The organism is Nocardioides sp. Root151 (genome assembly GCF_001427925.1).
Classification (GTDB): Bacteria; Actinomycetota; Actinomycetes; order Propionibacteriales; family Nocardioidaceae; genus Nocardioides.
Map to the genome: position 1 here is coordinate 728,532 of NZ_LMGG01000007.1, position 22,318 is coordinate 750,849.

The 22,318-nt window shown below is 70.2% G+C and carries 23 protein-coding genes; 19 read left to right on the forward strand and 4 right to left on the reverse strand.

The window, feature by feature from the left end; translation table 11 throughout:
• Window positions 1-9: 9 nt before the first annotated feature.
• On the reverse strand, window positions 10-300 hold the full coding sequence (locus ASD66_RS20935; protein WP_056678818.1) for a WXG100 family type VII secretion target: 291 nt from the start codon (window positions 298-300) through the stop codon (window positions 10-12).
• Between the two features lie 220 nt (window positions 301-520).
• Here ASD66_RS20935 and ASD66_RS20940 point away from each other — a divergent pair, with 220 nt between their 5' ends.
• The 17 genes from ASD66_RS20940 to ASD66_RS21020 all read left to right on the forward strand — a co-directional run bounded on the left by ASD66_RS20940 (window position 521) and on the right by ASD66_RS21020 (window position 17,648).
• Window positions 521-1,276, forward strand: a complete 756-nt coding sequence (locus tag ASD66_RS20940) for an SAF domain-containing protein (RefSeq protein WP_056678814.1) — start codon at window positions 521-523, stop codon at window positions 1,274-1,276.
• Entirely contained in the window at window positions 1,273-2,052 is a 780-nt protein-coding gene (locus ASD66_RS20945; RefSeq protein ID WP_056892115.1) for a MinD/ParA family protein, read from the forward strand. Before ASD66_RS20940 ends, ASD66_RS20945 begins: the two co-directional genes overlap by 4 nt.
• Window position 2,053: 1 nt before the next feature.
• Window positions 2,054-3,370 carry a CpaF family protein gene (locus ASD66_RS20950; RefSeq protein WP_056678808.1) on the forward strand — a complete coding sequence of 439 codons (1,317 nt, stop codon included), beginning with the start codon at window positions 2,054-2,056 and terminating at the stop codon, window positions 3,368-3,370.
• Window positions 3,367-4,236, forward strand: a complete 870-nt coding sequence (locus ASD66_RS20955; protein WP_056678806.1) for a type II secretion system F family protein — start codon at window positions 3,367-3,369, stop codon at window positions 4,234-4,236. The genes ASD66_RS20950 and ASD66_RS20955 overlap by 4 nt, the downstream gene beginning before the upstream one ends.
• Window positions 4,236-5,153 (forward strand): type II secretion system F family protein, encoded by a 918-nt coding sequence (locus ASD66_RS20960; RefSeq protein WP_056678802.1) that lies wholly within the window; start codon window positions 4,236-4,238, stop codon window positions 5,151-5,153. The genes ASD66_RS20955 and ASD66_RS20960 overlap by 1 nt, the downstream gene beginning before the upstream one ends.
• A gap of 58 nt (window positions 5,154-5,211) precedes the next feature.
• On the forward strand, window positions 5,212-5,403 hold the full coding sequence (locus ASD66_RS20965) for a Flp family type IVb pilin (RefSeq protein ID WP_056678799.1): 192 nt from the start codon (window positions 5,212-5,214) through the stop codon (window positions 5,401-5,403).
• Window positions 5,400-5,795 carry a TadE/TadG family type IV pilus assembly protein gene (locus tag ASD66_RS20970; protein WP_056678796.1) on the forward strand — a complete coding sequence of 132 codons (396 nt, stop codon included), beginning with the start codon at window positions 5,400-5,402 and terminating at the stop codon, window positions 5,793-5,795. The genes ASD66_RS20965 and ASD66_RS20970 overlap by 4 nt, the downstream gene beginning before the upstream one ends.
• On the forward strand, window positions 5,792-6,205 hold the full coding sequence (locus tag ASD66_RS20975; RefSeq protein WP_056678792.1) for a TadE/TadG family type IV pilus assembly protein: 414 nt from the start codon (window positions 5,792-5,794) through the stop codon (window positions 6,203-6,205). Before ASD66_RS20970 ends, ASD66_RS20975 begins: the two co-directional genes overlap by 4 nt.
• Entirely contained in the window at window positions 6,202-6,633 is a 432-nt protein-coding gene (locus ASD66_RS20980; protein WP_056678789.1) for a TadE/TadG family type IV pilus assembly protein, read from the forward strand. Before ASD66_RS20975 ends, ASD66_RS20980 begins: the two co-directional genes overlap by 4 nt.
• 26 nt (window positions 6,634-6,659) lie before the next feature.
• Window positions 6,660-9,428, forward strand: coding sequence for a hypothetical protein (locus ASD66_RS20985; RefSeq protein WP_156388832.1), 2,769 nt, complete (start codon window positions 6,660-6,662; stop codon window positions 9,426-9,428).
• 95 nt (window positions 9,429-9,523) lie between these two features.
• Window positions 9,524-10,699 carry an amidohydrolase gene (locus ASD66_RS20990; RefSeq protein WP_056678781.1) on the forward strand — a complete coding sequence of 392 codons (1,176 nt, stop codon included), beginning with the start codon at window positions 9,524-9,526 and terminating at the stop codon, window positions 10,697-10,699.
• A 132-nt stretch (window positions 10,700-10,831) separates the two neighbouring features.
• Window positions 10,832-11,923 carry a BMP family lipoprotein gene (locus tag ASD66_RS20995; protein WP_056892116.1) on the forward strand — a complete coding sequence of 364 codons (1,092 nt, stop codon included), beginning with the start codon at window positions 10,832-10,834 and terminating at the stop codon, window positions 11,921-11,923.
• A gap of 65 nt (window positions 11,924-11,988) precedes the next feature.
• A complete protein-coding gene (locus ASD66_RS21000) occupies window positions 11,989-13,497 on the forward strand; it encodes an ABC transporter ATP-binding protein (protein ID WP_056892117.1) in 1,509 nt (502 codons plus the stop codon).
• Complete coding sequence (locus tag ASD66_RS21005) at window positions 13,494-14,660, forward strand: ABC transporter permease (RefSeq protein WP_056678773.1); 1,167 nt, start codon at window positions 13,494-13,496, stop codon at window positions 14,658-14,660. The genes ASD66_RS21000 and ASD66_RS21005 overlap by 4 nt, the downstream gene beginning before the upstream one ends.
• Window positions 14,657-15,964 carry an ABC transporter permease gene (locus ASD66_RS25060; RefSeq protein ID WP_056892118.1) on the forward strand — a complete coding sequence of 436 codons (1,308 nt, stop codon included), beginning with the start codon at window positions 14,657-14,659 and terminating at the stop codon, window positions 15,962-15,964. The genes ASD66_RS21005 and ASD66_RS25060 overlap by 4 nt, the downstream gene beginning before the upstream one ends.
• 2 nt (window positions 15,965-15,966) lie before the next feature.
• On the forward strand, window positions 15,967-16,365 hold the full coding sequence (locus tag ASD66_RS25065; RefSeq protein ID WP_056678767.1) for a cytidine deaminase: 399 nt from the start codon (window positions 15,967-15,969) through the stop codon (window positions 16,363-16,365).
• A complete protein-coding gene (locus ASD66_RS21020; protein WP_056892119.1) occupies window positions 16,362-17,648 on the forward strand; it encodes a thymidine phosphorylase in 1,287 nt (428 codons plus the stop codon). Before ASD66_RS25065 ends, ASD66_RS21020 begins: the two co-directional genes overlap by 4 nt.
• A 132-nt stretch (window positions 17,649-17,780) precedes the next feature.
• Here ASD66_RS21020 and ASD66_RS21025 read toward each other — a convergent pair whose 3' ends face one another.
• The gene (locus tag ASD66_RS21025; protein ID WP_056678760.1) at window positions 17,781-18,233 is read right to left on the reverse strand and encodes a MaoC family dehydratase; all 453 of its coding nucleotides are present in this window, start codon (window positions 18,231-18,233) and stop codon (window positions 17,781-17,783) included.
• Between the two features lie 91 nt (window positions 18,234-18,324).
• Between ASD66_RS21025 and ASD66_RS21030 the strand changes: the two genes are divergently transcribed.
• Complete coding sequence (locus ASD66_RS21030) at window positions 18,325-19,401, forward strand: adenosine deaminase (RefSeq protein ID WP_056892120.1); 1,077 nt, start codon at window positions 18,325-18,327, stop codon at window positions 19,399-19,401.
• A 9-nt stretch (window positions 19,402-19,410) separates the two neighbouring features.
• Here ASD66_RS21030 and ASD66_RS21035 read toward each other — a convergent pair whose 3' ends face one another.
• The gene (locus tag ASD66_RS21035; RefSeq protein ID WP_056892121.1) at window positions 19,411-19,950 is read right to left on the reverse strand and encodes a hypothetical protein; all 540 of its coding nucleotides are present in this window, start codon (window positions 19,948-19,950) and stop codon (window positions 19,411-19,413) included.
• On the reverse strand, window positions 19,947-20,555 hold the full coding sequence (locus ASD66_RS21040; protein ID WP_056678754.1) for a hypothetical protein: 609 nt from the start codon (window positions 20,553-20,555) through the stop codon (window positions 19,947-19,949). The genes ASD66_RS21035 and ASD66_RS21040 overlap by 4 nt, the downstream gene beginning before the upstream one ends.
• Window positions 20,556-20,707: 152 nt before the next feature.
• Between ASD66_RS21040 and ASD66_RS21045 the strand changes: the two genes are divergently transcribed.
• Entirely contained in the window at window positions 20,708-22,300 is a 1,593-nt protein-coding gene (locus ASD66_RS21045) for a substrate-binding domain-containing protein (protein WP_056892122.1), read from the forward strand.
• Window positions 22,301-22,318: the final 18 nt, after the last annotated feature.

Below are 22,318 nucleotides of genomic sequence, written 5' to 3' on the forward strand. Positions count from 1 at the left end.
CTTGTTCGATCAGGAGTAGTGCTGGTCGAAGTTGTCGGCGTCGTTGGCGTAGTTGTTCAGCCACTTGGCGAAGTCAGGGCCGACGTGGAGCAGCTTCTCGAGCCCGTCACTCCACATCTTCCACTGCTCGTCGAACTTGCGGGACGCCTTCGGCGTGCTCCAGCTCCCTCCGCCCGTCAGGTCCGTTGCCGCCTTGTCCAGGGTCTTCTTGCTCGTCTCCAGGTCGGCAACCATCTTCGTGATGGTGCTGGCCGTCAACCGAATCTCTTCGGGATCGATCCGGTGGTCTCCTGCAGCCATGATGGCTCCTTAGTCCGAGGTGTTGGTCCGGCTACTCGTTCCACGAGGCCGTCACCGCGAAACCTTGACGCGATGGGTTTCTCTCCCCGGAGGACTGGGCAGACCATGGGCCGACGCCCGTAGGGCTGGGTGGTCTCTGACCAGGTTGGCCCTTACGATGACGGCTGCTGCTCGGTTGCAGCGAGCATCCGGGGTTCGTAAGCGACTAGGGGAATGGCACATGGGTTCAGGCGACGGATCAACGCTCGCGGAGCAGCAGCGCAACCGGGCGTTCCGACGGTCCGGAGGAACGACTCCGGCGGGTCGGCGGGTCGACCCCCCGCGCCAGCGGCGCCCCGGGCTGGCCGCGCTGGCCATCCTGCTCATCGTCGGCGGCGCCCTGATCGCGGGCCTGCTGGCCGTCCGGATGGACTCCCGCGAGCCTGTTCTCGCCGCGGCGCGCGACATCCCGCCGGGCACCCTGATCACGAAGGCGGACCTGCGGGAGGTCAAGGTGGCCAGCGAAGGGCTCCGGCTGATTCCCAGCGACCTCGCGGAGCAGGTGCTCGACGGTGGAACCTACGCACAGGTGCAGATCCGCCGGGACACCTTGATCGACGAGACGATGCTGACGCGCGAGGAGCCGGTCGGCGAGGACCGTGCCGTGGTCGCCGTCCCGCTCAACCCCGCGATCACCCCGAGCAAGAGCCTGCGCGGGGGCGACCTGGTGCAGGTGATCCGGGTCGGCGGCTCCGACAAGTCGGAGGAGCCGCGGCCGATCACCGAAGCCGTGGTGCTCTCCGTCAGTGCAGCGAGCGCCGACGACCTCGGGGGCGGGTCCACCGGCTCGGTGAGCCTGCTCGTCCCGGACTCCGCCGCGGCCGCTGTCGTCGACGCAGCGAGCGCCGATCAGGCTGGCCTGGCCCTGCTCCAGCGCGGTGCGTCGACCGACACGGAGCTGAGCGTGGAATCCTCTGGCTCCGGAGACGCACGGTGAGCGTGATCGCACTCTGCTCGGCCAAGGGATCACCCGGCGTCACCCTGGCCGGCCAGGTGCTGGCCTCGGTCTGGCCACGGCCGGTGGCGCTGGTCGACGCCGATCCGGCAGGCGGCGACATCCTCTGGCGGTGCCGGACTCCGCAGGGTGGTCCGCTCAACCCCGACCACGGCCTCCTCTCGCTGGCCGCTGCGGCCCGGCGTGACGCCGACGAGACCAACCTGTCCGAGCATCTCCAGCAGACCAACCTCGGCCAGTCGGTGCTGGTGGGGCTCTCGTCGCAGGAGCAGCTGACCGGGCTCGGCTCGGTGTGGACCCAGCTTCCCTCGCTGCTGGCGCGGCACACCGAGGACGTGCTCGTCGACTGCGGTCAGCTGAGCGCCGGGTCGGCCGCGCTCCCCGTGATCCACAAGGCCGACGCCGTGCTGGTCGTCGTACGACCCGACATGGAAGGGGTGGCGCACCTGCGCAGTCGCCTCTTCCAGTTCGGCAAGTCCCTGCGGATGGGGGACGCCGACGGTACGCCGGTGCTGATCGCGGTCGCCACGACCTATCGCGACACCCAGTCGGCTACCCACCTCCAGCAGCTCCTCGACTCCGAGGGCATCCCGGCCAGGGTCGTCGGAGTCTTCGCCGAGGACGCCAAGGGCGCGGGCATCTTCACCTCGACCCGTGCAGGTGCCCCCGGGCGCACGCTCCTTGCGAGGTCGGCCCGCGTGATCGCGCAGGCGCTGGTCAGCGTGCCGTCCGTCGAGCAGCGCATCGGGATGGTCTGAGATGGAACAACAGCTCGTGCGCAACCTCCGCGAGGAGGTTGCCGAGGTCCTCGCCCGGCAGCGTCGTGAAGACGCCGCGAACAACCTGCCGCCCATGTCGGCGGAGGACGAGCGGCAGTTCGCCCGGGCCGTGGTCAGCCGGGTGCTCGACCGCTATGCCCGCGAAGAGGTGAGCGCCGGGCGCAGCCCGATGACTCCCGGCGAAGAGGGGCACCTCGCGGAGGCGGTGCATGCCGCGCTCTTCGGCGTCGGGCGGCTGCAGCCCCTTCTCGACGACCCCGACATCGAGAACATCGACATCAACGGCTGCGACAACGTCTTCCTCGGCTACTCGAACGGTCGCGAGGAACGCGGCGCACCTGTTGCCGACAGTGACGAAGAGCTGATCGAGCTGGTCCAGACCCTCGGCGCCTACAGCGGCCTGACCAGCCGCGCCTTCGACACCTCCAACCCGCAGCTCGACATCCGCTTGCCGGACGGGTCGCGGCTCTCCGCGGTGATGGGCGTGTGCCAGAGGCCCTCACTGTCGATCCGTCGCGCTCGCCTGTCCCGGGTCATGCTCGACGACCTCGTCGGCTACGGCACCATGTCGCCCGAGCTGGCTGCCTTCCTCTCCGCCGCAGTGCGGGCCAGGAAGAACATCATGATCGCCGGCGCCACCAACGCGGGGAAGACCACGCTGCTGCGCGCCCTGGCCAACGAGATCGAACCGGCCGAGCGACTGATCACCGTGGAGCGAGCCCTCGAGCTCGGTCTCGGCGAGTTCCCCGACCTCCACCCCAACGTGGTCTCCTTCGAGGAGCGGCTGCCCAACACCGAGGGACAGGGCGCGATCGTGATGGGAGAGCTCGTCCGCCGGTCGCTGCGCATGAACCCCAGCCGGGTCATCGTGGGTGAGGTGCTCGGCGACGAGATCGTGACCATGCTCAACGCGATGAGCCAGGGCAACGACGGTTCCCTGTCGACCATCCACGCGAACTCCTCGGCCGAGGTGTTCAACCGCATCTGCACCTACGCGATCCAGAGCGCCGAACGGCTCCCCGCCGATGCCACGATGATGCTGATCGGCGGCGCGATCGACTTCGTCGTCTTCATCGAGCGGATCAACACGTTCGCCGCGGGTGGGTTGCTCCGGCGTACCGTCACCTCTGTCCGGGAGGTCAACGGCGTCGACGGGCGGGTGCTCTCCAGCGAGGTCTTCGCCCTCGGCCGCGACGGTGTCGCTGAGCCGGCCGCGGGCATCTCCTGCCTCGATGACCTGGCCGCGGTCGGGTATGTCCCGGGGGCAGCGCCGACCTGGCTGGACACGGCGCCGTGACCACCAGCCCGACCCTGCTCCTGGTCATCCTCATCGGCGCCGCCGTCGGGGGTGGTGTGCTCCTGCTCGTCCACGCCCTCACGCCGCGACCCGCCGAGCGCGTTGCGGCGGCACCCTCACAGCTCCTTGCCCAGCTCAAGGGGGCCGGCCGGACGCTGCCGCTCGCCATCGGTGCGGGACTCCTGGTGCTGCTCCTGACGCAATGGATCGTCGTGGCCCTGGCGTGCGCGGCGCTCGTGCTGTTCTGGGACCGGCTCTTCGGGGGCACCCGGGCCGCCCGAGAAGGGGTGGCCCGGATCGAGGCCCTCGCCGCCTGGACCGAGTCCCTGCGCGACACCGTGGCCGGAGCAGTCGGCCTGGAGCAGGCGATCCCGGCGACGGCGCACGCCGCCTCACCCGCCATCGCCTCAGACCTGTTCGCGCTCTCGGACCGGTTGCGGGTGCGGGTGCCGCTGCCGATGGCACTGCAGCGATTCGCCGACGACATGGACGACTCCGGCGCAGACCTGATCATTGCCGCGCTGATCCTCAACTCCAGGCTCCGCGGCCCCGGCCTGCGCGGAGTGCTCACGTCGCTGGCCGGCTCGGCACGTCAGGAGCTGGAGATGCGGCAACGGGTGAACGCCGGGCGCCGCAGCACCCAGCGCAGTGTGCAGATCGTCGTCGGCGTCACCATCGCCTTCGTCGTCGGCCTCGCGCTGTTCAACCCGGCGTACGTCGAGCCGTACGGTTCGCCGGTCGGTCAGCTCGTCCTGCTCGTCGTGCTGGCCTTCTTCGCGGCCGGCATCATGTGGCTGCGTCGCCTGTCGGTCTTCGAGGCACCGGAGCGCTTCCTGCGCAGCCTGGACGCGAAGGGGCGTGACTGATGATCCAGATCCTGGTGATGCTGGCCGGAGCCCTGGTCGGTGCGGGCGTGCTGGTCGGAGCACTGCTGTTCATGAGCCCCGCGGCGTCCGGCCCGGTCGGCCTGGCTCGGTTCGACGAGCAGCTCAAGCGTGGTCGTCGTGATGCCGGCCTGACCGCGGACCGTCGGCACCAGGCCGAGTCCGCCCGCATGCGCAAGCTCGGCGCTGAAGTGGCCGAGTCACTCGACTCACGGGGCCTCAAGATGCCGGCGTCGCTCTCCGCACAGCTGGGCCTGGCCGGCCAGTCCCGCGAGATGTTCCTGGCCCGGTCGCTGATGGCCGGCCTGCTCGGGTTCCTGTTCCCGGTCATCGCGCTGCTCCCCGCCTCGTTCCTCGGCCTCTTCCCACCGCTGGTCCCGTTGTGGCTGATGCTGGTCGGAGCCGTCGTCGGAGCAGCCGTGCCCTGGCTCCAGCTGCGCAAGATCGCCGACGAACGCAAGCGCGGATTCCGCCACGTCCTCAGCGCCTTCCTCGACCTCGTCGCGATGAACCTGGCCGGCGGACGCGGGGTGCCCGAGGCGCTCCAGTCGGCCGCGGCCATCTCCGACGGCTGGGCCATGGTGCGGATCCGCGACACCCTCGAAGCAGCGCGGCTGCAGGGGATCACCCCGTGGGCCGCGCTCGGCGAGCTCGGCAACGCGATCGACGTCGACGAGCTGCGCGACCTGGCCGCAGCCCTCGCCCTCGTCGCCGAAGACGGTGCCAAGGTCCGTGAGTCGTTGGCAGCGCGCGCCGCCTCGATGCGCAGCAAGGAGCTCGCCGATGCCGAAGGTCGTGCCGCGGCCCGTTCCCAGTCGATGCTCGTGGCCCAGCTGTTGCTCTGTGTCGGCTTCCTCTTGTTCCTCATGTACCCAGCGGTCGCGCGGGTCCTGGCCTGAGGTTTGGGCCTGACCACAAGGGGAATGACAGTCCTGTTCTACCTAAGGAGATGCCACGATGATTCAACTCGAGTTCCTGCTCACACTTCTCGGGGGCCGGGTCGAGCGTGTCCGTCGCAACGACGACGGCGTGTCGGCCGTCGAGTGGGTGGTGATCACCGCACTTCTGGTCGGGATCGCCCTGGCCGTCGGAACGATCCTGTTGACCAAGATCCGCGGCAAGGCCGATTCGATCAATCTGGACGAATGACAGTGCGGTCTCGCCGCCTGCGCGACGAGCGCGGAGCATCCGCGGTGGAACTGGCGCTCTACATGCCACTCCTGCTGCTGGTGATCCTGCTCGCCGTTCAGTCCACGCTGGTGTTCCTGGGCAACCAGGCCGCCAGCGCGGTGGCGCGCGAGACCGCCCGCGTGGCCCGGGCCACCGGTGACATCGCGGACGCCCGCCGCAACGGCGCGGAGTACGCCGAGAACATCGGCAAGGGAGTCCTCGAGGGCTACAAGATCCAGATCGTCGCGGTCGGGAACGACAAGGTGCGGGTGACGGTCACGGGCCACGCCCAGGAGATCCTGCCCTTCGGCGTACCCGAGGTGTCCCAGACGGTCGAGGGACCCATCGAGCGGTTCGTGGAGACCGAATGAGCCTCCGCAAGCGCAGCCGGAACGAGCGAGGCTCAATGGCCGTCGAGGTCGTGCTGCTGGCTCCGGTGTTGATGGCCTTCATCGTCTTCATCATCATGTGCGGGCGCTATGTCTCCGTCCGTGGAGACGTGGACGCGACCGCTCGGGACGCCGCCCGCGCGGCGTCGCTCCAGGTCTCCCGGGCCGACGCCCTTGCCGCCGCCCGCGAGGTGGTGGCCAGCTCCCTCGACGACCAGACCACCTGCAGCGCCGTCTCCCTGGACGGGGTGTGGGGTCCGGGCGGCACCGCCGTGGTGCACCTCGAATGCAGTGTCTCGTACGACGGGCTCGGCCTGATCGGGGTTCCCGGCAGCGCCAGCGTCGATGCCGAGAGCGCGGTCCCGCTGGACCCCTACCGGAGGTACGAATGAGCGGGAACCAGCAGCGGCAGCACGGCCGCCGGACCCGCGACGAGCGTGGCACCGCGACGGCCTTCGTGGTCGGGATGGCCATCACCTTGCTGATGTGTGCCGGCCTCGTCCTGGACGGCGGGACCGCCCTGAACGCGCGGATGAAGCTCGCCGACGAGGTCGAGCAGGCGGCACGTGCGGGTGCCCAGGAGATCGACGTCGACGGCCTGCGTGGTTCCGGCGACCCGAGTCTCGACGAGGCCGCCGCCGAGGCCCGGGCCCGCGCCTTCCTGACCAGCCGCGGCTACACCGTCACCGACGTCCGGGTCACTGCCGACACGGTCACGGTGGCGGCCAGCGACCGGGTGGACACCAAATTGCTCAGCCTGATCAACTACAACACCTTCAGCATCTCGGCCTCGGCCACTGCGGAAGCGGTGACTCAATGACCACGCCCCACCCCCAAGGAGTGCACGTGCCTCGTGGACCCGAGCGGTTCGCTGCCCCGCCCCCGCAACAGCAACGCCCCTCCTTGGCCAAGGCGATCGGAGCCGGCCTGGCCCTACTGGTCCTGGTGTTCGTCGTACCCGCAGCGCTCTGGCTGCTGACCGGCCCGCCGCCGGTCCCCACAGGGTTTCCCGACCGGGGCGACCTGACCCAGCCCCTGGGCATCGACGCCCTGCTCGTCGTGTTCCGGGCAGTCGTGTGGTTGGCGTGGCTCCAGTTCGTGGTCTGCACCCTGGCCGAGGTCGCGAGCCTGGTGCGAGGCGGTGGCCTGCCCCGACCGGTTCCCTTGTCCGGGCACACCCAGGCCCTCGCACGTGCACTGGTCGGGACCGCCCTGGTGGGCGGCATCTTCCTCGGCAGCACGGGCGCCGCGCAGGCGTCGATGCCCGTGCCCACGCCGAGCGGCAACGCCACGACGAGCCAGGCCAGCCCGCCGTCGGCGCCGACGGCGACCGCCGGCCAGTCCCCGACGGCCACCGAGCACGACGAGGTGGTGGGGGTCGCGCAGGGCACCCTCGAGTCGTCGCCGCGCGTCCACGTGCCCGGTGTTCCGCAGGACATGACGGACGTCCTCGGCAAGAAGGTCGTCATCGTGCAACCGCCCGACGGGCACTACCACGACAATCTCTGGGACATCGCGGAGAAGTCGCTGGGCGACGGCCGTCGCTGGCAGGAGATCTTCGACCTGAACAAGGGACGCATCCAGCCCGACGGGCAGGAGCTGGTCCTCGGGCGACTGATCCAGCCCGGTTGGGTGCTGATCATGCCCGAGGACGCCGTCGGTGCGCCGAGAGTCAGCGACACCGGGCAGGCCGCGGGCCAGGAGACCGGTTTCCTGGCCGGTGGCGTGCCGCAGGCACAGTCCGTCCAGGACCAACGCACCGGAGCGGGCGCCGGCGAGCAGGCGATGGAGGTCGCCGACCGCGACGCCCGGGGCACCATGACCCAACTGGCCAGGGGAGGGCTGCTCTCTGCCGCCCTGCTGCTGGGCCTGGTCGCCGAGCGGCGTCGCCGGCGTGGCCGGCTGGCCACCGCGGAGGAGCTCGAGGCCGAGGTGGAGCTCAGGATCGGTGCCGACACGGATCGCGCCGAGCGCCTCGACGTCGCCCTGCGAAGCCTGGCCGCATCGTGTGAGCTCGAGCGGCTCGCGGTGCCGCAGGCACATGCGGTCACCGTGTCCACGACGTCGGTGACCCTCCATCTGGCACCGCCCACCATGTCGGCGCCGTCCCCGTGGACGGTCCACGACGACGGTGCCCGTTGGGAGCTCCCGGCAGACGCGGACCTTCCCGGTGAGCGCGGCCCTGCGCCGTACCCCGGACTGGTCTGCCTCGGCCGCGATGATGACGGCAACGACGTCCTGCTCGACCTCGAGGCGCTCGGCGGACTGCTCAGCCTGGGTGGTTCCGACGTCATCGCGCGTGAGGTGGTCTCGGCCTGGGCGGTGCAGCTGGCGGTCGCGCCCTGGGCCGACGAGCAGGTCGTCCGCGGCTACCACCTCGAACCGACCCTGGCCACGATCGGCGGGACCCACGTGGAGCCGGTCGACGACCTGGAAGCCCTGGTCACCGACTGGGCCGGCACGTCGCCGCGCCACGCTGCCGCCGACGTACTCACCGGACAGGCACGACGTACGCCGGGCGAGCCGGGCAGGTACCTCGTGATGGGAGCCGCCCCGACGGACCCCGCCACGGTCGACCGGCTCGCTCGCCTCGTGGCCACGCCGCACAGCGGCGTCGGAGTCGTGGCGTGTGTCCCCGTCCCGGGAGCCCGCTGGCAGCTGGATGTCGACGACACCGGTCGGTTGCACGTGCCGTTGCTCGGCATCGAGGTCGACGCGGTGCGGCTCACCGCCGCCGCGGGTGAGCAGCTGGCCGGGCTCTTCGCCAAGGCGCGGCAGCCGTCCCCGATCCATGACGGTGACCGGGTCGCCGTGCCCCGCCCGCCACGTTCCGGCAGGGACGACCACTTCAGCGTCGCTGCGGTCCGGGTCGGCGTGCTCGGCGCCCTGGACCTGCGGGCCAGCAACGCGATGGACCCCGCACGCGTCGCGCTCGCCTCCGAGATCGTCACCTTCCTGGCCGTCCAGCCGGCTCCGGTCCACCGCAGTGTCGTGGGCGCCTCGATCTGGCCGGGCGGGGTGACTCCCGACGTACGCGACGCCACGATCGACCGGGTGCGCGACTGGCTCGGGCTGGAGGAGGACGGCTCCTACCGGTTGCGCGAGACCGAGGAGGGCCGTCTGCACCTCAGCGACGACGTGGCGGTGGACTGGCACGCGTTCTGCCAGCTGGCCCTGGAGTCCCGGGGACGGGGGCCCGATGAGGAGCGCGAGCTGCTGCGTCGCGCCCTGCAGCTGGTCCGCGGGGAGCTGCTGGAGGGGCGGCCCGCCCAGCGCTACAGCTGGCTGGCCCGCACGCGCCTCGAACGCCAGGTGACCGACGTCGTCACGGACGCCGCCCACCGGCTGGTCGAGCTGTCGCTGCCGGGGGACCCCGGCGGTGCGGGTGCCGCGAGTCGGGCCGGGCTGCGGCTCTCGCCGACCTCCCAGGTGCTGTGGCGTGACCTGCTCCGCAGCGCCTCGGTGGACCCGGACGGCTCGGACCTCGAGGAGGTCGCCGTGGAGATGCGCGACGTGCTGCGAGGGTGCGGTGCGCCGCTCGACGCGGAGACCGAGGCACTCCTCGAGGAGCTCCTGCCGGGTCGGCCGCACCGGGCCGGCGGCGCGCTCGCGTGAACCGCCACGCGACGCATTGACCGGGGAATCGGCCGGTTCCGGGCAGCGGTCGGTTGCGCCCGGGGTGGTGCCGCGGCGGATATGCTCACCGGGTCATGTCTGAAGCCCACGAACTCGTCGCCACAGTCCTCGAGAAGTACGCCGTCGAGCTCCTCGAGTTCCGGCGCGACCTCCACGCCCACCCCGAACTGTCGTGGAGCGAGGCACGGACGACGGAGCAGGTGGCGGCGCGACTCGAGCAGGCCGGGCTGCGCGTCCGCCGCCTGCCGCGCAGTGGACTGATCGCCGAGGTGGGGGAGTCCGGGCCCGTGGTCGCGCTGCGTGCCGACCTCGACGCGCTCCCGGTCGACGACCGCACCGACGACCCCTGGCGCAGCACCGTTGCGGGAGTGGCCCACGCCTGCGGGCACGACGTGCACACCACAGCTCTCGTCGGTGCCGGTCTGGCCCTGGCCGAGCTCGCCTCCCGCGGGATGCTCGCGGGCCGGGTCAGGTTGCTGTTCCAACCGGCCGAGGAGGTCATGCCGGGCGGAGCACTCGAGCTGCTGGCCCGCGACGCCCTCAACGGGGTCGACCGGGTCTTCTGCCTGCACTGCGACCCGACCGTCGACGTCGGCCACATCGGACTGAGGGAAGGGCCGCTCACCGGCGCTGCCGACTCGCTCGACGTGCACCTGGTCGGCAAGGGCGGGCACACCTCGCGGCCCCACCTGACCGAGGACCTCACCTTCGCGCTCGGCAAGCTGGTCACCGAGCTGCCCGCCGTACTCTCGCGTCGACTCGACCCACGGGCCGGGGTCAGCGTGGTCTGGGGCCTGATCCGCGCCGGCGCCACCCACAACGTCATTCCCGCCACCGGCCGGGTCGCCGGCACCGTGCGCATGCTCGACGCGGTCGCCTGGGCCGGCGCCGAGGACCTCGTGCGCGAGCTGATCGCCCAGATCATCGCGCCGTACGGCGTCACCGCCGAGATCGTCTACCAGCGCGGGGTGCCGCCGGTCGTCAACGACCACGAGGCCACTGTTGCGCTGGCTCGGTCGGTGGCCGCCGTGCTCGGCCCCGACGGTGCACTGCCCGCGTTGCAGAGCCTGGGCGGTGAGGATTTCGGGTGGTACCTCGAGCGAGTTCCCGGAGCGATGGGTCGGCTCGGCACCCGCACGCCGGGCGGTCCGACGTACGACCTGCACCAGGGCGACCTGCGCATTGATGAGCGCGCCATCGCGATCGGCGCGGCCGTGCTGGTCGGGGCGGCACTCGAGTCCCTCGTCTGAGTCGTCCGGAAGACGATCGGTCACCGGCAGGTAACAGTTCGGCTCGAATCGCCTCATTTCCGCGAGGTTGGGCTTAATGTGACCCGACTGGCCCGGTTGACAGGGGCCTGCCCCGACCCCAGGAGGACCGCCGTGAAGAAGACGGCACGTATTGCAGTTGCGCTGAGCCTGGCCGCCCTCGCCCTCACGAGCTGTGGCGAGCGCGGCGACGACGGCGACTCGAACGCCAAGGACTCTGCTTCGCCCAGCGCGTCGGAGTCCACGACGCCGCAGGAGCAGCACCCGGACTTCAAGGCATGCATGGTCTCCGACTCCGGCGGCTTCGACGACAAGTCCTTCAACCAGACGTCGCACGACGGCCTGGTGAAGGCCAAGACCGACTACGGCATCCAGACCGCCGAGGCCGAGTCCAAGGCCGACGCCGACTACGCACCGAACCTCGAGAACCTCGCGAAGGCCGGCTGCAAGAACATCACCACGGTCGGGTTCCTCCTCGGTGACGCCACCGCTGCCGCGGCCAAGAAGCACCCGAAGATCGACTACTCGATCGTCGACTTCGGCTACGAGAAGCCCGCCAAGAACCTCAAGGGCCTCGGCTTCAAGACCGACCAGCCGGCCTTCCTCGCCGGTTACCTCGCCGCCTCGCAGACCGAGAGCCAGGTCGTGGGCACCTTCGGTGGCGCCAAGATCCCGACCGTCACCATCTTCATGGACGGCTTCGTCAAGGGTGTCGAGCAGTACAACACCGACAAGGGCGCCGACGTCAAGGTCGTGGGCTGGGACGCCGAGAAGCAGGACGGCTCCTTCACCAACGACTTCGAGAACCAGTCGAAGGGCCAGTCGCTCGCCGAGGCACTGATCCGCCAGGGCGCCGACATCGTCATGCCGGTCGCCGGTCCCGCCGGCCTCGGTGGCCTCCAGGCCGTCAAGCAGGCGGACAAGAAGGCGATCTGGGTCGACACCGACGGCTGCGTCTCGGCCGCCGAGTACTGCGACATCCTGCTCTCCTCGGTCATGAAGGGCATGGACGTCGCGGTCGAGGACGCCATCAAGAGCTCCATCGACGGCTCCTTCGACAACACTCCCTACGAGGGCACCCTCGAGAACGGCGGCGTCAGCCTGGCGCCGTTCCACGAGTTCGACGGTGACATCGACCAGGAGACCAAGGACGAGATCGAGGCCCTCCAGGCCAAGATCATCTCGGGAGAAATCACCATCTCCTGAGGCCTACTCCTCGTAGGGTCGGGGCGGGAACTGACGGTTCCCGCCCCGNCGCACAAGGGAGTGCCATGCAGTTGCAGATCCAGGGGCTGACCCGTCGCTTCGGTGACTTCGTCGCCAACGACGCGATCGACCTCACCATCGAACCCGGCGAGATCCACTGCCTCCTGGGCGAGAACGGCGCCGGCAAGTCGACGCTGATGAACATGCTCTACGGGCTCCTGGAACCCAGCGAGGGCCAGATCCTGCTCGACGGTGAACCCGTCACGTTCGCCTCGCCCAAGGACGCCATCAACGCCGGCATCGGCATGGTGCACCAGCACTTCATGCTGGTCCCGGTCTTCACCGTCGCCGAGAACGTCATGCTCGGTCGCGAGGGCGGCCCGGTGCTCAACCGCGGCGCCGCGGCCCAACGGGTGCGCGACCTCTCCGACCGTTACGGCCTGCGAGTCGATCCGAAGGCGCTGGTCGAGGACATCCCCGTGGGTGTCCAGCAGCGCGTCGAGATCCTCAAGGCCCTCGCCAACGACGCCAAGGTCCTGATCCTCGACGAGCCGACCGCCGTGCTCACCCCGCAGGAGATCGACGAGCTCATGGGCATCATGCGTGAGCTCAAGGCCCAGGGCACCTCGATCATCTTCATCACCCACAAGCTCCGCGAGGTCAAGGCTGTCGGCGACCGGATCAGCGTGATCCGCCGCGGCAAGATCGTGGGCACCGCCGAGCCGACCGCCACCGAGGCCGAGCTGGCCGAGATGATGGTGGGTCGCGCGGTCAAGCTGACCGTCGACAAGGACGCCGCCGAGGTCGGCGCCCCGGTGCTCGAGGCGCGCAACATCACGATCATCGACCCCCGCGGCCACGAGGTCGTCAAGGACGTCTCGTTCGAGGCCCGCGCCGGTGAGGTGCTCGGCATCGCCGGGGTCCAGGGCAACGGCCAGACCGAGCTGATCAAGTCGCTCCTCGGACTGATCCGCCCCTCGGCCGGCGAGATCATGCTCGACGGCGACGACATCGGCCGCTACGGCCCCCGGCGCAGCCTCGAGGCCGGCGTGGGCTACATCCCCGAGGACCGCTCCCACGACGGCTACGTCTCCTCGTTCAGCGTGCGCGAGAACCTCGTCCTCGACCTCTACCGCTCACCCGAGTTCTCCAACGGTCCGGCGCTCAAGCTCGCCGAGATCGAGCGCAACGCCGACGACCGCATCCAGGAGTTCGACATCCGCACGACCTCGCGGGAGACGCCCGTCGGGTCGCTCTCGGGAGGAAACCAGCAGAAGGTCGTCGTGGCCCGCGAGTTCTCCCGGCCACTCAAGGTGCTGATCGCCTCACAGCCCACCCGCGGCGTCGACGTCGGCTCCATCGAGTTCATCCACAAGCGCATCATCGCCGAGCGTGACCGCGGCACCGCCGTCATCATCGTCTCCACCGAGCTCGACGAGATCTTCGCGCTCGCCGACCGCATCGCGGTGATGTACGACGGACGCATCGTCGACACCGTCAGTCCTGACATCGAACGCGAGCAGATCGGTCTGCTCATGGCCGGCGCCGGTGGCGCCGAGGGAGGTGCCGCGTGACCAAGCGACCCGGCCTGCGCCTGGACCGCAAGGCACTCGAAGGCGTCCTCACCACCGCCGCGGCCATCGTGCTGGCACTCCTGATCGGTGCCGTGCTGATGGCGCTGAGCAACGAGTCCGTCATCGACTCGATGGGCTACTTCTTCTCCTACCCGTGGGACTTCTTCTCCCGCTCCTTCGACGTGGTCACCACGTCGTACGGCGCACTGCTGGACCGTTCGCTCGGTTCCGGAGAGGGCCTGGCCAACACGCTGAACCGCTCGGCCCCGCTGATCTGCGCCGGCCTCGGCGTCTCGCTTGCCTTCCGCGCCGGGTTGTTCAACATCGGTGCGCAGGGCCAGATCATCCTCGGCACGCTGGCGGCCAGCTACGTCGGCTTCACCTGGGACCTCCCCGGTCCGATCCTGCTGCTCACCTCGGTGCTCGCCGGCGTACTCGCCGGAGCACTGTGGGGCGGCATCGCGGGCCTGCTGAAGGCGGCCACCGGCACCCACGAGGTGATCAGCACGATCATGCTCAACCAGATCGCGTCGTTCGGGGTGCTCGCCTACGCGCTGGGTGAGCTGAAGTCGTTCCAGCGCCCCGACGACGACCTGGGCCTGCCCCAGTCGCCGCCGGTGCCCGACGCGGCCGCCTTCCCCGAGGTGCTGGGCGTGCACATGGGTGTGCTGCTCTCCCTCGTCGCCGCGGCCGTGGTCTGGTGGCTGCTCACCCGCAGCACCCTCGGCTTCGAGCTGCGCTCGGTCGGCGCCAACCCCGACGCGTCCCGCACGGCGGGCATGAGCACCGCGAAGGTCTTCATCCTCACCATGGTCATCGCCGGAGGGCTCAGCGGCCTGGCCGCGACGATGATGATCAACGGCGACCAGGCCAGCAACAACGCCAGCCTGGTCGGCTCGGTCGGCTTCGACGCGATCACGGTCGCGCTGCTGGGCCGTGGCACCCCGCTCGGCAGCGTGCTGGCCGGCTTCCTGTTCGGCATCCTCGCCGTGGGTGGCGGCGCCATGCAGACCACCAGCGCGGGCACCGCCCCCGAGGTGGTCCAGGTCATCCAGTCCTTGATCGTGCTGTTCGTCGCCGCACCGGCCATCGTCCGGTGGATCGTGCGACAGCGACGCAAGGAACCCACGAGCACGTTCGCCGCGAAGGGAGTCTCCGCATGAGCACCACCACGACCGTGACGGCCAGCGAGAAGCCCGTCCGCGACCGCACCGACAAGCTCCGCCAGATCAAGCTGGTCGTCGCCTTCGGCATCGTGTGGGTGCTGGTCCTGATGATGGCGCTGAGCATCGACAACTCCCAGGTGCTGTTCCTCAACGCCGACGAGCTCTCCAAGGAGCACCAGCCCGAGCCGTTCAACGGACTGCGCCTGGTCTGGATCGGCTTCGTGATCGTCTCGATCGCCCTGGTCGTCGCGGTGATCAACCGCATCCCACGCAACGGCTGGGCGATGCTGATCCACGTCGCAGTGGGGCTGTCGTTCTACGCCGCGTTCACCGTCTGGTACTACGCCGACCAGACGGCGGCGGTCGAGGCCTGGATCACCAATCCACTGCCCAGCATGGTGAAGTACTGCCCGCCGCTGGTGCTCGGCGCCCTCGCGGGCGTGGTGTGCGAGCGTGCCGGTGTCATCAACATCGCCATCGAGGCGCAGCTGCTGATGGGCGCGTTCTTCGGTGCCGTGGTCAGCGCGCTGGCCTACAGCAACGGCGTCGGCATGATCGCCGCGTCGCTGGCCGGTGTCGTCGTGGCCCTGATGCTCGGCCTGTTCTCGCTGCGCTACCACGTCGACCAGGTGGTCGTCGGTGTCGTGCTGATCGCCCTGGCGCTGGGCCTGACCACGTTCCTGCGCGGGCAGATCCCGACCGAGCAGGAGAACGCGCACCTCAACACGCTGCTCTCCGACTCGCCCGATCCGCTGACGCCGATCGAGATCCCCGGCCTCTCCAGCATCCCCGTGCTCGGGCGTGCCCTGTTCAACCAGTCGATCCTGGTCTACCTGGCCCTGCTGGCGCCGTTCCTGGTGTGGTTCCTGCTCTACCAGACGCGATGGGGCCTGCGGGTCCGCGCGGTCGGCGAGCACCCCAAGGCCGCCGACACCGTCGGCATCCGCGTCAATCGCGTGCGCTGGCAGGCGATTCTCTTCGGTGGCGCCCTCGCCGGTCTCGGTGGCGCGTTCTACACCGTCGGCTCGTCGGGGTCCTTCAACGACAACGCCGCCAACGGACAGGGCTTCATGGCGCTGGCTGCCGTGATCATGGGCCGCTGGCACCCCGTCGGCGCCACCATGGCCGCGCTCTTCTTCGCGTTGACCGCGGCCATGAAGGACGACTTCGGCCTGGTCACCAAGGTGCCCTCCGAGCTGATCGCCATCGCGCCCTACCTCGCCACCCTGATCGCCGTGGCCGGCTTCGTCGGACGGGTCCGCCCGCCGGCCGCCGACGGCCAGCCCTACGTGAAGGACTGAGCGTGGAGGTCGACTGGGACGCCCTGACCCGGGCCGCCGTCGACGTCGCCGCGCGCGCCTACGCGCCGTACTCGAACTATCGCGTGGGTGCCGCGGCGCTGGTCGACGACGGGCGCACCGTGGTCGGCTGCAACGTCGAGAACGCGGCGTACGGCGTGGTGCTGTGCGCCGAGTGCGGTGTGGTCAGCTCGCTGCACGCCACCGGGGGAGGGCGGCTGACCCACTTCGTGTGCGTCAACGGCAGCGGCGACGTGATCATGCCCTGTGGTCGGTGTCGTCAGCTGCTGTTCGAGAACGGCGGTCGCGAGCTGCTGCTGCTCACCGTGTCCGGCGTACGCCGCATGGACGAAGTGCTGCCCGACCCGTTCGGACCCGATGACCTGACGAAGGAGACCACGTGACCCAGCACGACGCCGTCGAGGTGATCTCCGCCAAGCGCGACGGCCAGGAGCTCACCGACAGCCAGATCGACTGGGTGATCGCCCACTACACCGACGGTGTGGTGGCCGACGAGCAGATGTCGGCGCTGGCGATGGCGATCCTGCTCAACGGCATGAACCGCCGCGAGATCTCCCGCTGGACCAACGCGATGATCGCGTCGGGGGAGCGGATGGACTTCTCCACCCTGTCGCGCCCGACGTCCGACAAGCACTCCACCGGCGGTGTCGGCGACAAGATCACCTTGCCGTTGGCCCCGCTCGTGGCCGCCTGCGGTGTCGCGGTTCCCCAGCTGTCCGGCCGGGGACTGGGCCACACCGGCGGCACCCTCGACAAGCTCGAGGCGATCCCCGGCTGGCGGGCGGCGCTGAGCAACGAGGAGATGCTCGACCAGCTCGAGAGCATCGGCGCGGTGATCTGTGCCGCCGGCACCGGCCTGGCCCCGGCCGACAAGAAGCTCTACGCGCTGCGCGACGTGACCGGCACCGTCGAGGCGATCCCGCTGATCGCCTCGTCGATCATGTCGAAGAAGATCGCCGAGGGCACCGGCTCGTTGGTGCTCGACGTGAAGGTCGGCACCGGTGCCTTCATGAAGGACCTCGACAAGGCCCGCGAGCTGGCCGAGACGATGGTCTCCCTCGGCAAGGACGCCGGCGTGCACACGGTCGCCCTGCTCACCGACATGTCCACCCCCCTCGGCTTCACCGCCGGCAACGCGATCGAGGTCGCCGAGTCGGTCGAGGTGCTCGCCGGGGGCGGGCCGGCCGACGTGGTCGAGCTGACCCTGGCCCTGGCTCGCGAGATGCTGGCCGGCGCCGGAGTCACCGATCTCGACCCGGCCGACAAGCTGGCCGACGGCTCCGCCATGGACGCCTGGAAGGCGATGATCCGGGCCCAGGACGGCGACCCCGAGGCCCCCATGGCCACCGCCCGCGAGTCGCACGTGGTGAACGCACCGGCCTCCGGCGTGCTGACCCGGCTCGACGCGATGGCGGTCGGGCTGGCGTCGTGGCGGCTCGGTGCCGGACGCGCCAAGCTCGGTGACGCCGTGCAGGACGGCGCGGGCGTGGTCTGGCACGCACGCCCCGGTGACGCGGTCACCGAGGGCCAGCCGCTGTTCACGCTGCTGACCGACGAGCCGGAACGCTTCGACCGTGCGCTGGCCTCACTCGAGGGCGGCTACGACATCGGCACCGACGGGTCGGCGTACACCCCGCAACCGTTGGTGATCGACCGCATCGCCTGACCCGCCCGGGTCGTCGTACGGCGGTGCCTGCACAGCGGCTCTTGTGCGGTGCTGTTGACGGTTCGCCCGTGTCAGAACGCGTGTGGAGCGACCGTAACCCCGCGTTACTCGAGTGGGGGTGGCGCGGGCGGATCAGGGGAGCAGGAGCACGACGGTCTCGGCGACGCAGGCGGGCTTGGCCTCGTCCTCGATCTCGATCGTGTGGCGCACGGTGAGCTGCTTGCCGGCGGGGATGTCGACGACGTCCGCGATGGCGACGTGCGAGCGGATCCGCTTGCCGACCTTGAGCGGGTTCGGGAAGCGCACCTTGTTGACGCCGTAGTTGAGCTTGGCCCCCGGCGTCTGCAACGTGAAGATCTGGCTGCCCAGCCACGGGATCAGCGACAGGGTCAGGTAGCCGTGGGCGATCGTGCCGCCGAAGGGGCCGTCCTTGGCCCGCTCGAGGTCGACGTGGATCCACTGGTGGTCACCGGTGGCGTCGGCGAAGGCGTTGACCCGGCGCTGGTCGACGGTCAGCCACTCGCTGGTGCCGAGGTCGGTGCCGGCAGCTTCGGTCAGTTCATCGAATGTCGTGAAGACGCGCATACCTGTTGAGCGTAGTCGTTCACGCCGTTCCCCACGACGCGTCCAACCGTGTTGTCTCACCCTCCGTGCGCTTCGCTGCCATGATGGTCAGGTGTCCCTGACTGCCGACGTCGTACGACGTGCCCCCAAGGTGTTGCTGCACGACCACCTCGACGGTGGTGTCCGCCCGCAGACGGTGGCCGAGCTGGCCCATGCCATCGGTCACGAGCTGCCCGTCGACGACGACAGCTTGCTCGGACAGTGGTTCGCCGACGCCGCGAACTCCGGATCGCTGGTGCGCTACCTCGAGACCTTCGACCACACCGTCGCGGTGATGCAGACCGCGTCGGCGCTGGAGCGGATCGCGCGCGAGTGCGTCGAGGACCTGGTCACCGACGGGGTCGTGTACGCCGAGATCCGCTACGCACCCGAGCAGCACCTCGACGGCGGGCTGACCCTCGACGAGGTGGTGGAAGCCGTGCGTGACGGCTTCGACCGCGGCATGGAGGCGGCCGGCGGGAGGATCGTCGTACGCCAGCTGCTGACCGCGATGCGTCACCAGGCCCGCTCCCGCGAGATCGCCGAGCTGGCCGTCGCGTGGCGCGACCGCGGAGTGGCCGGCTTCGACATCGCCGGCGCCGAGGACGGCTTCCCGCCGACCCGTCACCTCGACGCGTTCGAGTACCTCCAGCGCGAGAACGCCCACTTCACCATCCACGCCGGCGAGGCCTTCGGGTTGCCGTCGATCTGGCAGGCGATCCAGTGGTGCGGCGCCGAGCGGCTCGGCCACGGTGTCCGCATCATCGACGACATCACGGTCGGCGACGACGGCACCGTCGAGCTGGGCCGCCTCGCGGCGTACGTCCGTGACATGCGCATCCCGCTGGAGATGTGCCCGTGGTCGAACATCCAGACCGGCGCGGCCGCTTCGATCGAGGAGCACCCGATCGGGTTGCTGACCAAGCTGCGCTTCCGGGTCACGGTCAACACCGACAACCGACTGATGAGCGGCACGTCGATGACCCGCGAGATGCACTCGCTGGTCGAGGCGTTCGACTACGGGCTCGACGACCTGCAGTGGTTCACGATCAACGCGATGAAGTCGGCGTTCCTGCCGTTCGACGAGCGGCTGGCGATCATCAACGACGTGATCAAGCCGGGGTACGCCGCACTGGCCGAGGCGTCCTAGCCTCGACGCTCAGTCAGGTAGCACCGTGAACCACGGCCGCGACCAACCGGAGACCGACACGTCTCCCTCGACGAACCGGTCCGGCTCGATGCGGTCGCGCACACCGCGGGCCGGGTCGTAGACCGTCAGGTCGGCGTCGAGGACCAGCACCACGTGACGCGGCAGCCAGCGACTGCCGACGAAGAGCGGCACGACGTGGCCCGCATCGGCCGCCGACGTGATCTGCTCGAGGGCGTCGGTGCGCCGCCACGGGGTCACCAGGTGCGGCGCATAGGTCGCACCCTGTGCGCCCGACGAACCGGTCATCTGGTTGGCCACCGCCCACGGGGGAGTGCCCAACGCCCGCGGCCACGGCAGCTGCAACCGGCCGAGCACGTCGACGCCGCTCGTCGTACGGCGGTGCATGGCGAGCGTCTCGTCGCGGAAGTCGTCAACCGTGGCGACCCGGTCGCGGTAGGCGGGGTCGTTGAGCATGCGGGCCACGACGAGGACGGCGGCGCCGCAGGTCTGCTGGTTGGGCTGGCGGAGGGGCTGGTCCCAGGGGTTCACCGCGTCGCCTCCACACGCATCCGCTCGATGTCGTGGAACGCCTGGTCGGGCGTCGAGCGGCGGCATCCCTTGGCGACCGCGTCGGCCACCACGGCCCGCTGGTTGTGCATCAACGCCAGGCCGCGTCGGAGCAGCACCAACGGTGGCTTGCGGTGTTCGCGAAGGTCGCGGGTCAGGCGACGCCAGAACGTCACGACCGGCCGCTGGGTCACGCAGTACGCCGCGGCGAGGAGCCCGGCCTCCTCGCAGGCGGCCACGATGTCCTGCGCGAAGATGCCCTCGGCGACGAACAGGGGCGAGCCGTCGAGGTGCACGGTGTGCGAGCCGCACCGACCGTTCTGCGCGATCTCGTAGACCGGCACCTCGGCGTACCCGCTGTGGCAGAGCTCGCTCAGGGTCGCGAGCGCGTCGTCGGGCAGCCATGAGTCGGGGTGGTCCCAGTCGACCAGGCCGGCGTTGGCGCCCTCGGTGAGCCGGGGGAGGGTCGGGTCGGACCCGTCCTTGTAGAAGTCGTCGAGGCGCAGCACCGGCAACCCCGTACGCTGGGCCAGCCGGGACTTCCCGGCGCCCGAAGGCCCGGCGAGGACGATCACACGCGCATGCACGCGCTCATTGTGCCAGCCCTGCACCCACCGATTCCCGCCCTGCTGGGCGTCATCGATTCGGTGGATAACGTTTGAGTTGTTTACATCGGTTCGTCCTTTGTGCACTACCCTGCCCTCGCGGGGCAACTCGCATTCATGCGTAGGGAGGCGCAATGGGCAGCGGAACTCATGCCCGCGAACGGGAGAAGGCGAGCCGGTTCCCACTGTGGATCGGCCTGTTGGTGTTGGTGCTGATCATCGGTGTGGTGGCGGCTGTGCTGTGGCGCGCCCGCAGCGAGGACTCCTCCTGCGGAAGCACCTCGAGGACCACCGTGGCAGCAGCCCCCGACATCGCGCCGGCGCTCACCCGGGCCGCCGAGGCGATGGCCGACGAGGTCGACTGCGTGGAGGTCCAGGTCGTCGCGATGGTCCCGGCCGAGGCCCTCAACGCCCTGGTCGCCCGCGACCCGAGCGCCCCCGACCTGTGGGTCCCCGACTCACCCGTGTGGATCAAGCAGCTCAGCGATGCCGGCGTGCGTTCGACGGTGCTCTCCGAGGCGATCGCGAGCAGCCCCGTGGCGCTGGCCGGCGGCCCGTCGGCCGCGGCACCCGGCTCCTGGTTCGACGCGTTGTCGACCGGCCGTGTCGTCGTCCAGGACCCCACCAAGGACGGTCCGTCCGCGGCTGCCCTCGCCGCCCCTCGCGCGGAGAGCAGCGCGACCGGCGCCTCCGCCGACGAACTCACCGCCCGCATGGTGCCGTTGGCCCAGCAGTACGGCGCCCGCACCGCGAAGCCGGCCGACGAGGTGCTGGCCGCGATCTCGACGACGTCCAAGCAGCTGGTGCCGGTGACCGAGCAGCACTACCTGGCCGCCAAGCGTCAGAACGGTGCGCTGTCGTTCGTGGTGCCCGACAGCGGCACGTTGCTCCTCCAGTACCCCGTGGTCTCGATGGCCCAGGTCGACGACGACTCCACCGACGCGTCGGGCGAGTTCGTCTCCTACCTCGAGGGACGCGCCGGCCAGGACCTGCTCAGCGAAGCTGACTTCCGCAAGGCCGACGGCACCGCGCTGGCCGCCGGTGTCGGCTTCGGCGACGTGACCGCGCTGCCCCAGCCGAACATCGCCGACGTCCAGTCCGACCTGCGCCGCTGGACCGTCCTCACCGTGCCCACCAGCATGCTGGCCGTGGTCGACGCCTCGGGGTCGATGGACTTCGAGACCGGCGACGGCACCCGCATGGAGCTCGCCGTCGACGCAGCCCGTCGCGCCCTGTCGGAGTTCCCCGGCAACGCGCGGGTCGGCCTGTGGTCATTCTCGATCGACCAGGGCGGCCCCGGCGTCGACTACAAGCAGCTGGCGCCGTTGCGGGCCCTCGGCGAGGGCGACCAGGGCGCCCGGCTGGTCGGCGCGATCGAGGGTCTGGTCGACCGCACCACCGGCGGCACCGGCCTCTATGACACCACGCTGGCCGCCTATCGCGAGGCGATCAAGAAGTACGACGAGCGCTACTTCAACTCGGTGGTCATCCTCAGCGACGGCGCCAACGACGACCCCGGGTCGATCGGGCTGTCCTCCCTGGTGAAGACGCTGCGCGCCGAGGCCGACATGGCCCGACCTGTGCGCATCATCGCGATCGGCATCTCCGAGGACGCCGACATGACCGAGCTGACCCGGATCGCCGAGGCGACCGGGGGATCGGCCTACCCGGCCCGCGACCCGCGCGACATCCTCGCGGTGATCTCGCAGGCGCTGCTGGCCCGCTGAGCGTTTCGGCGTCTCGGC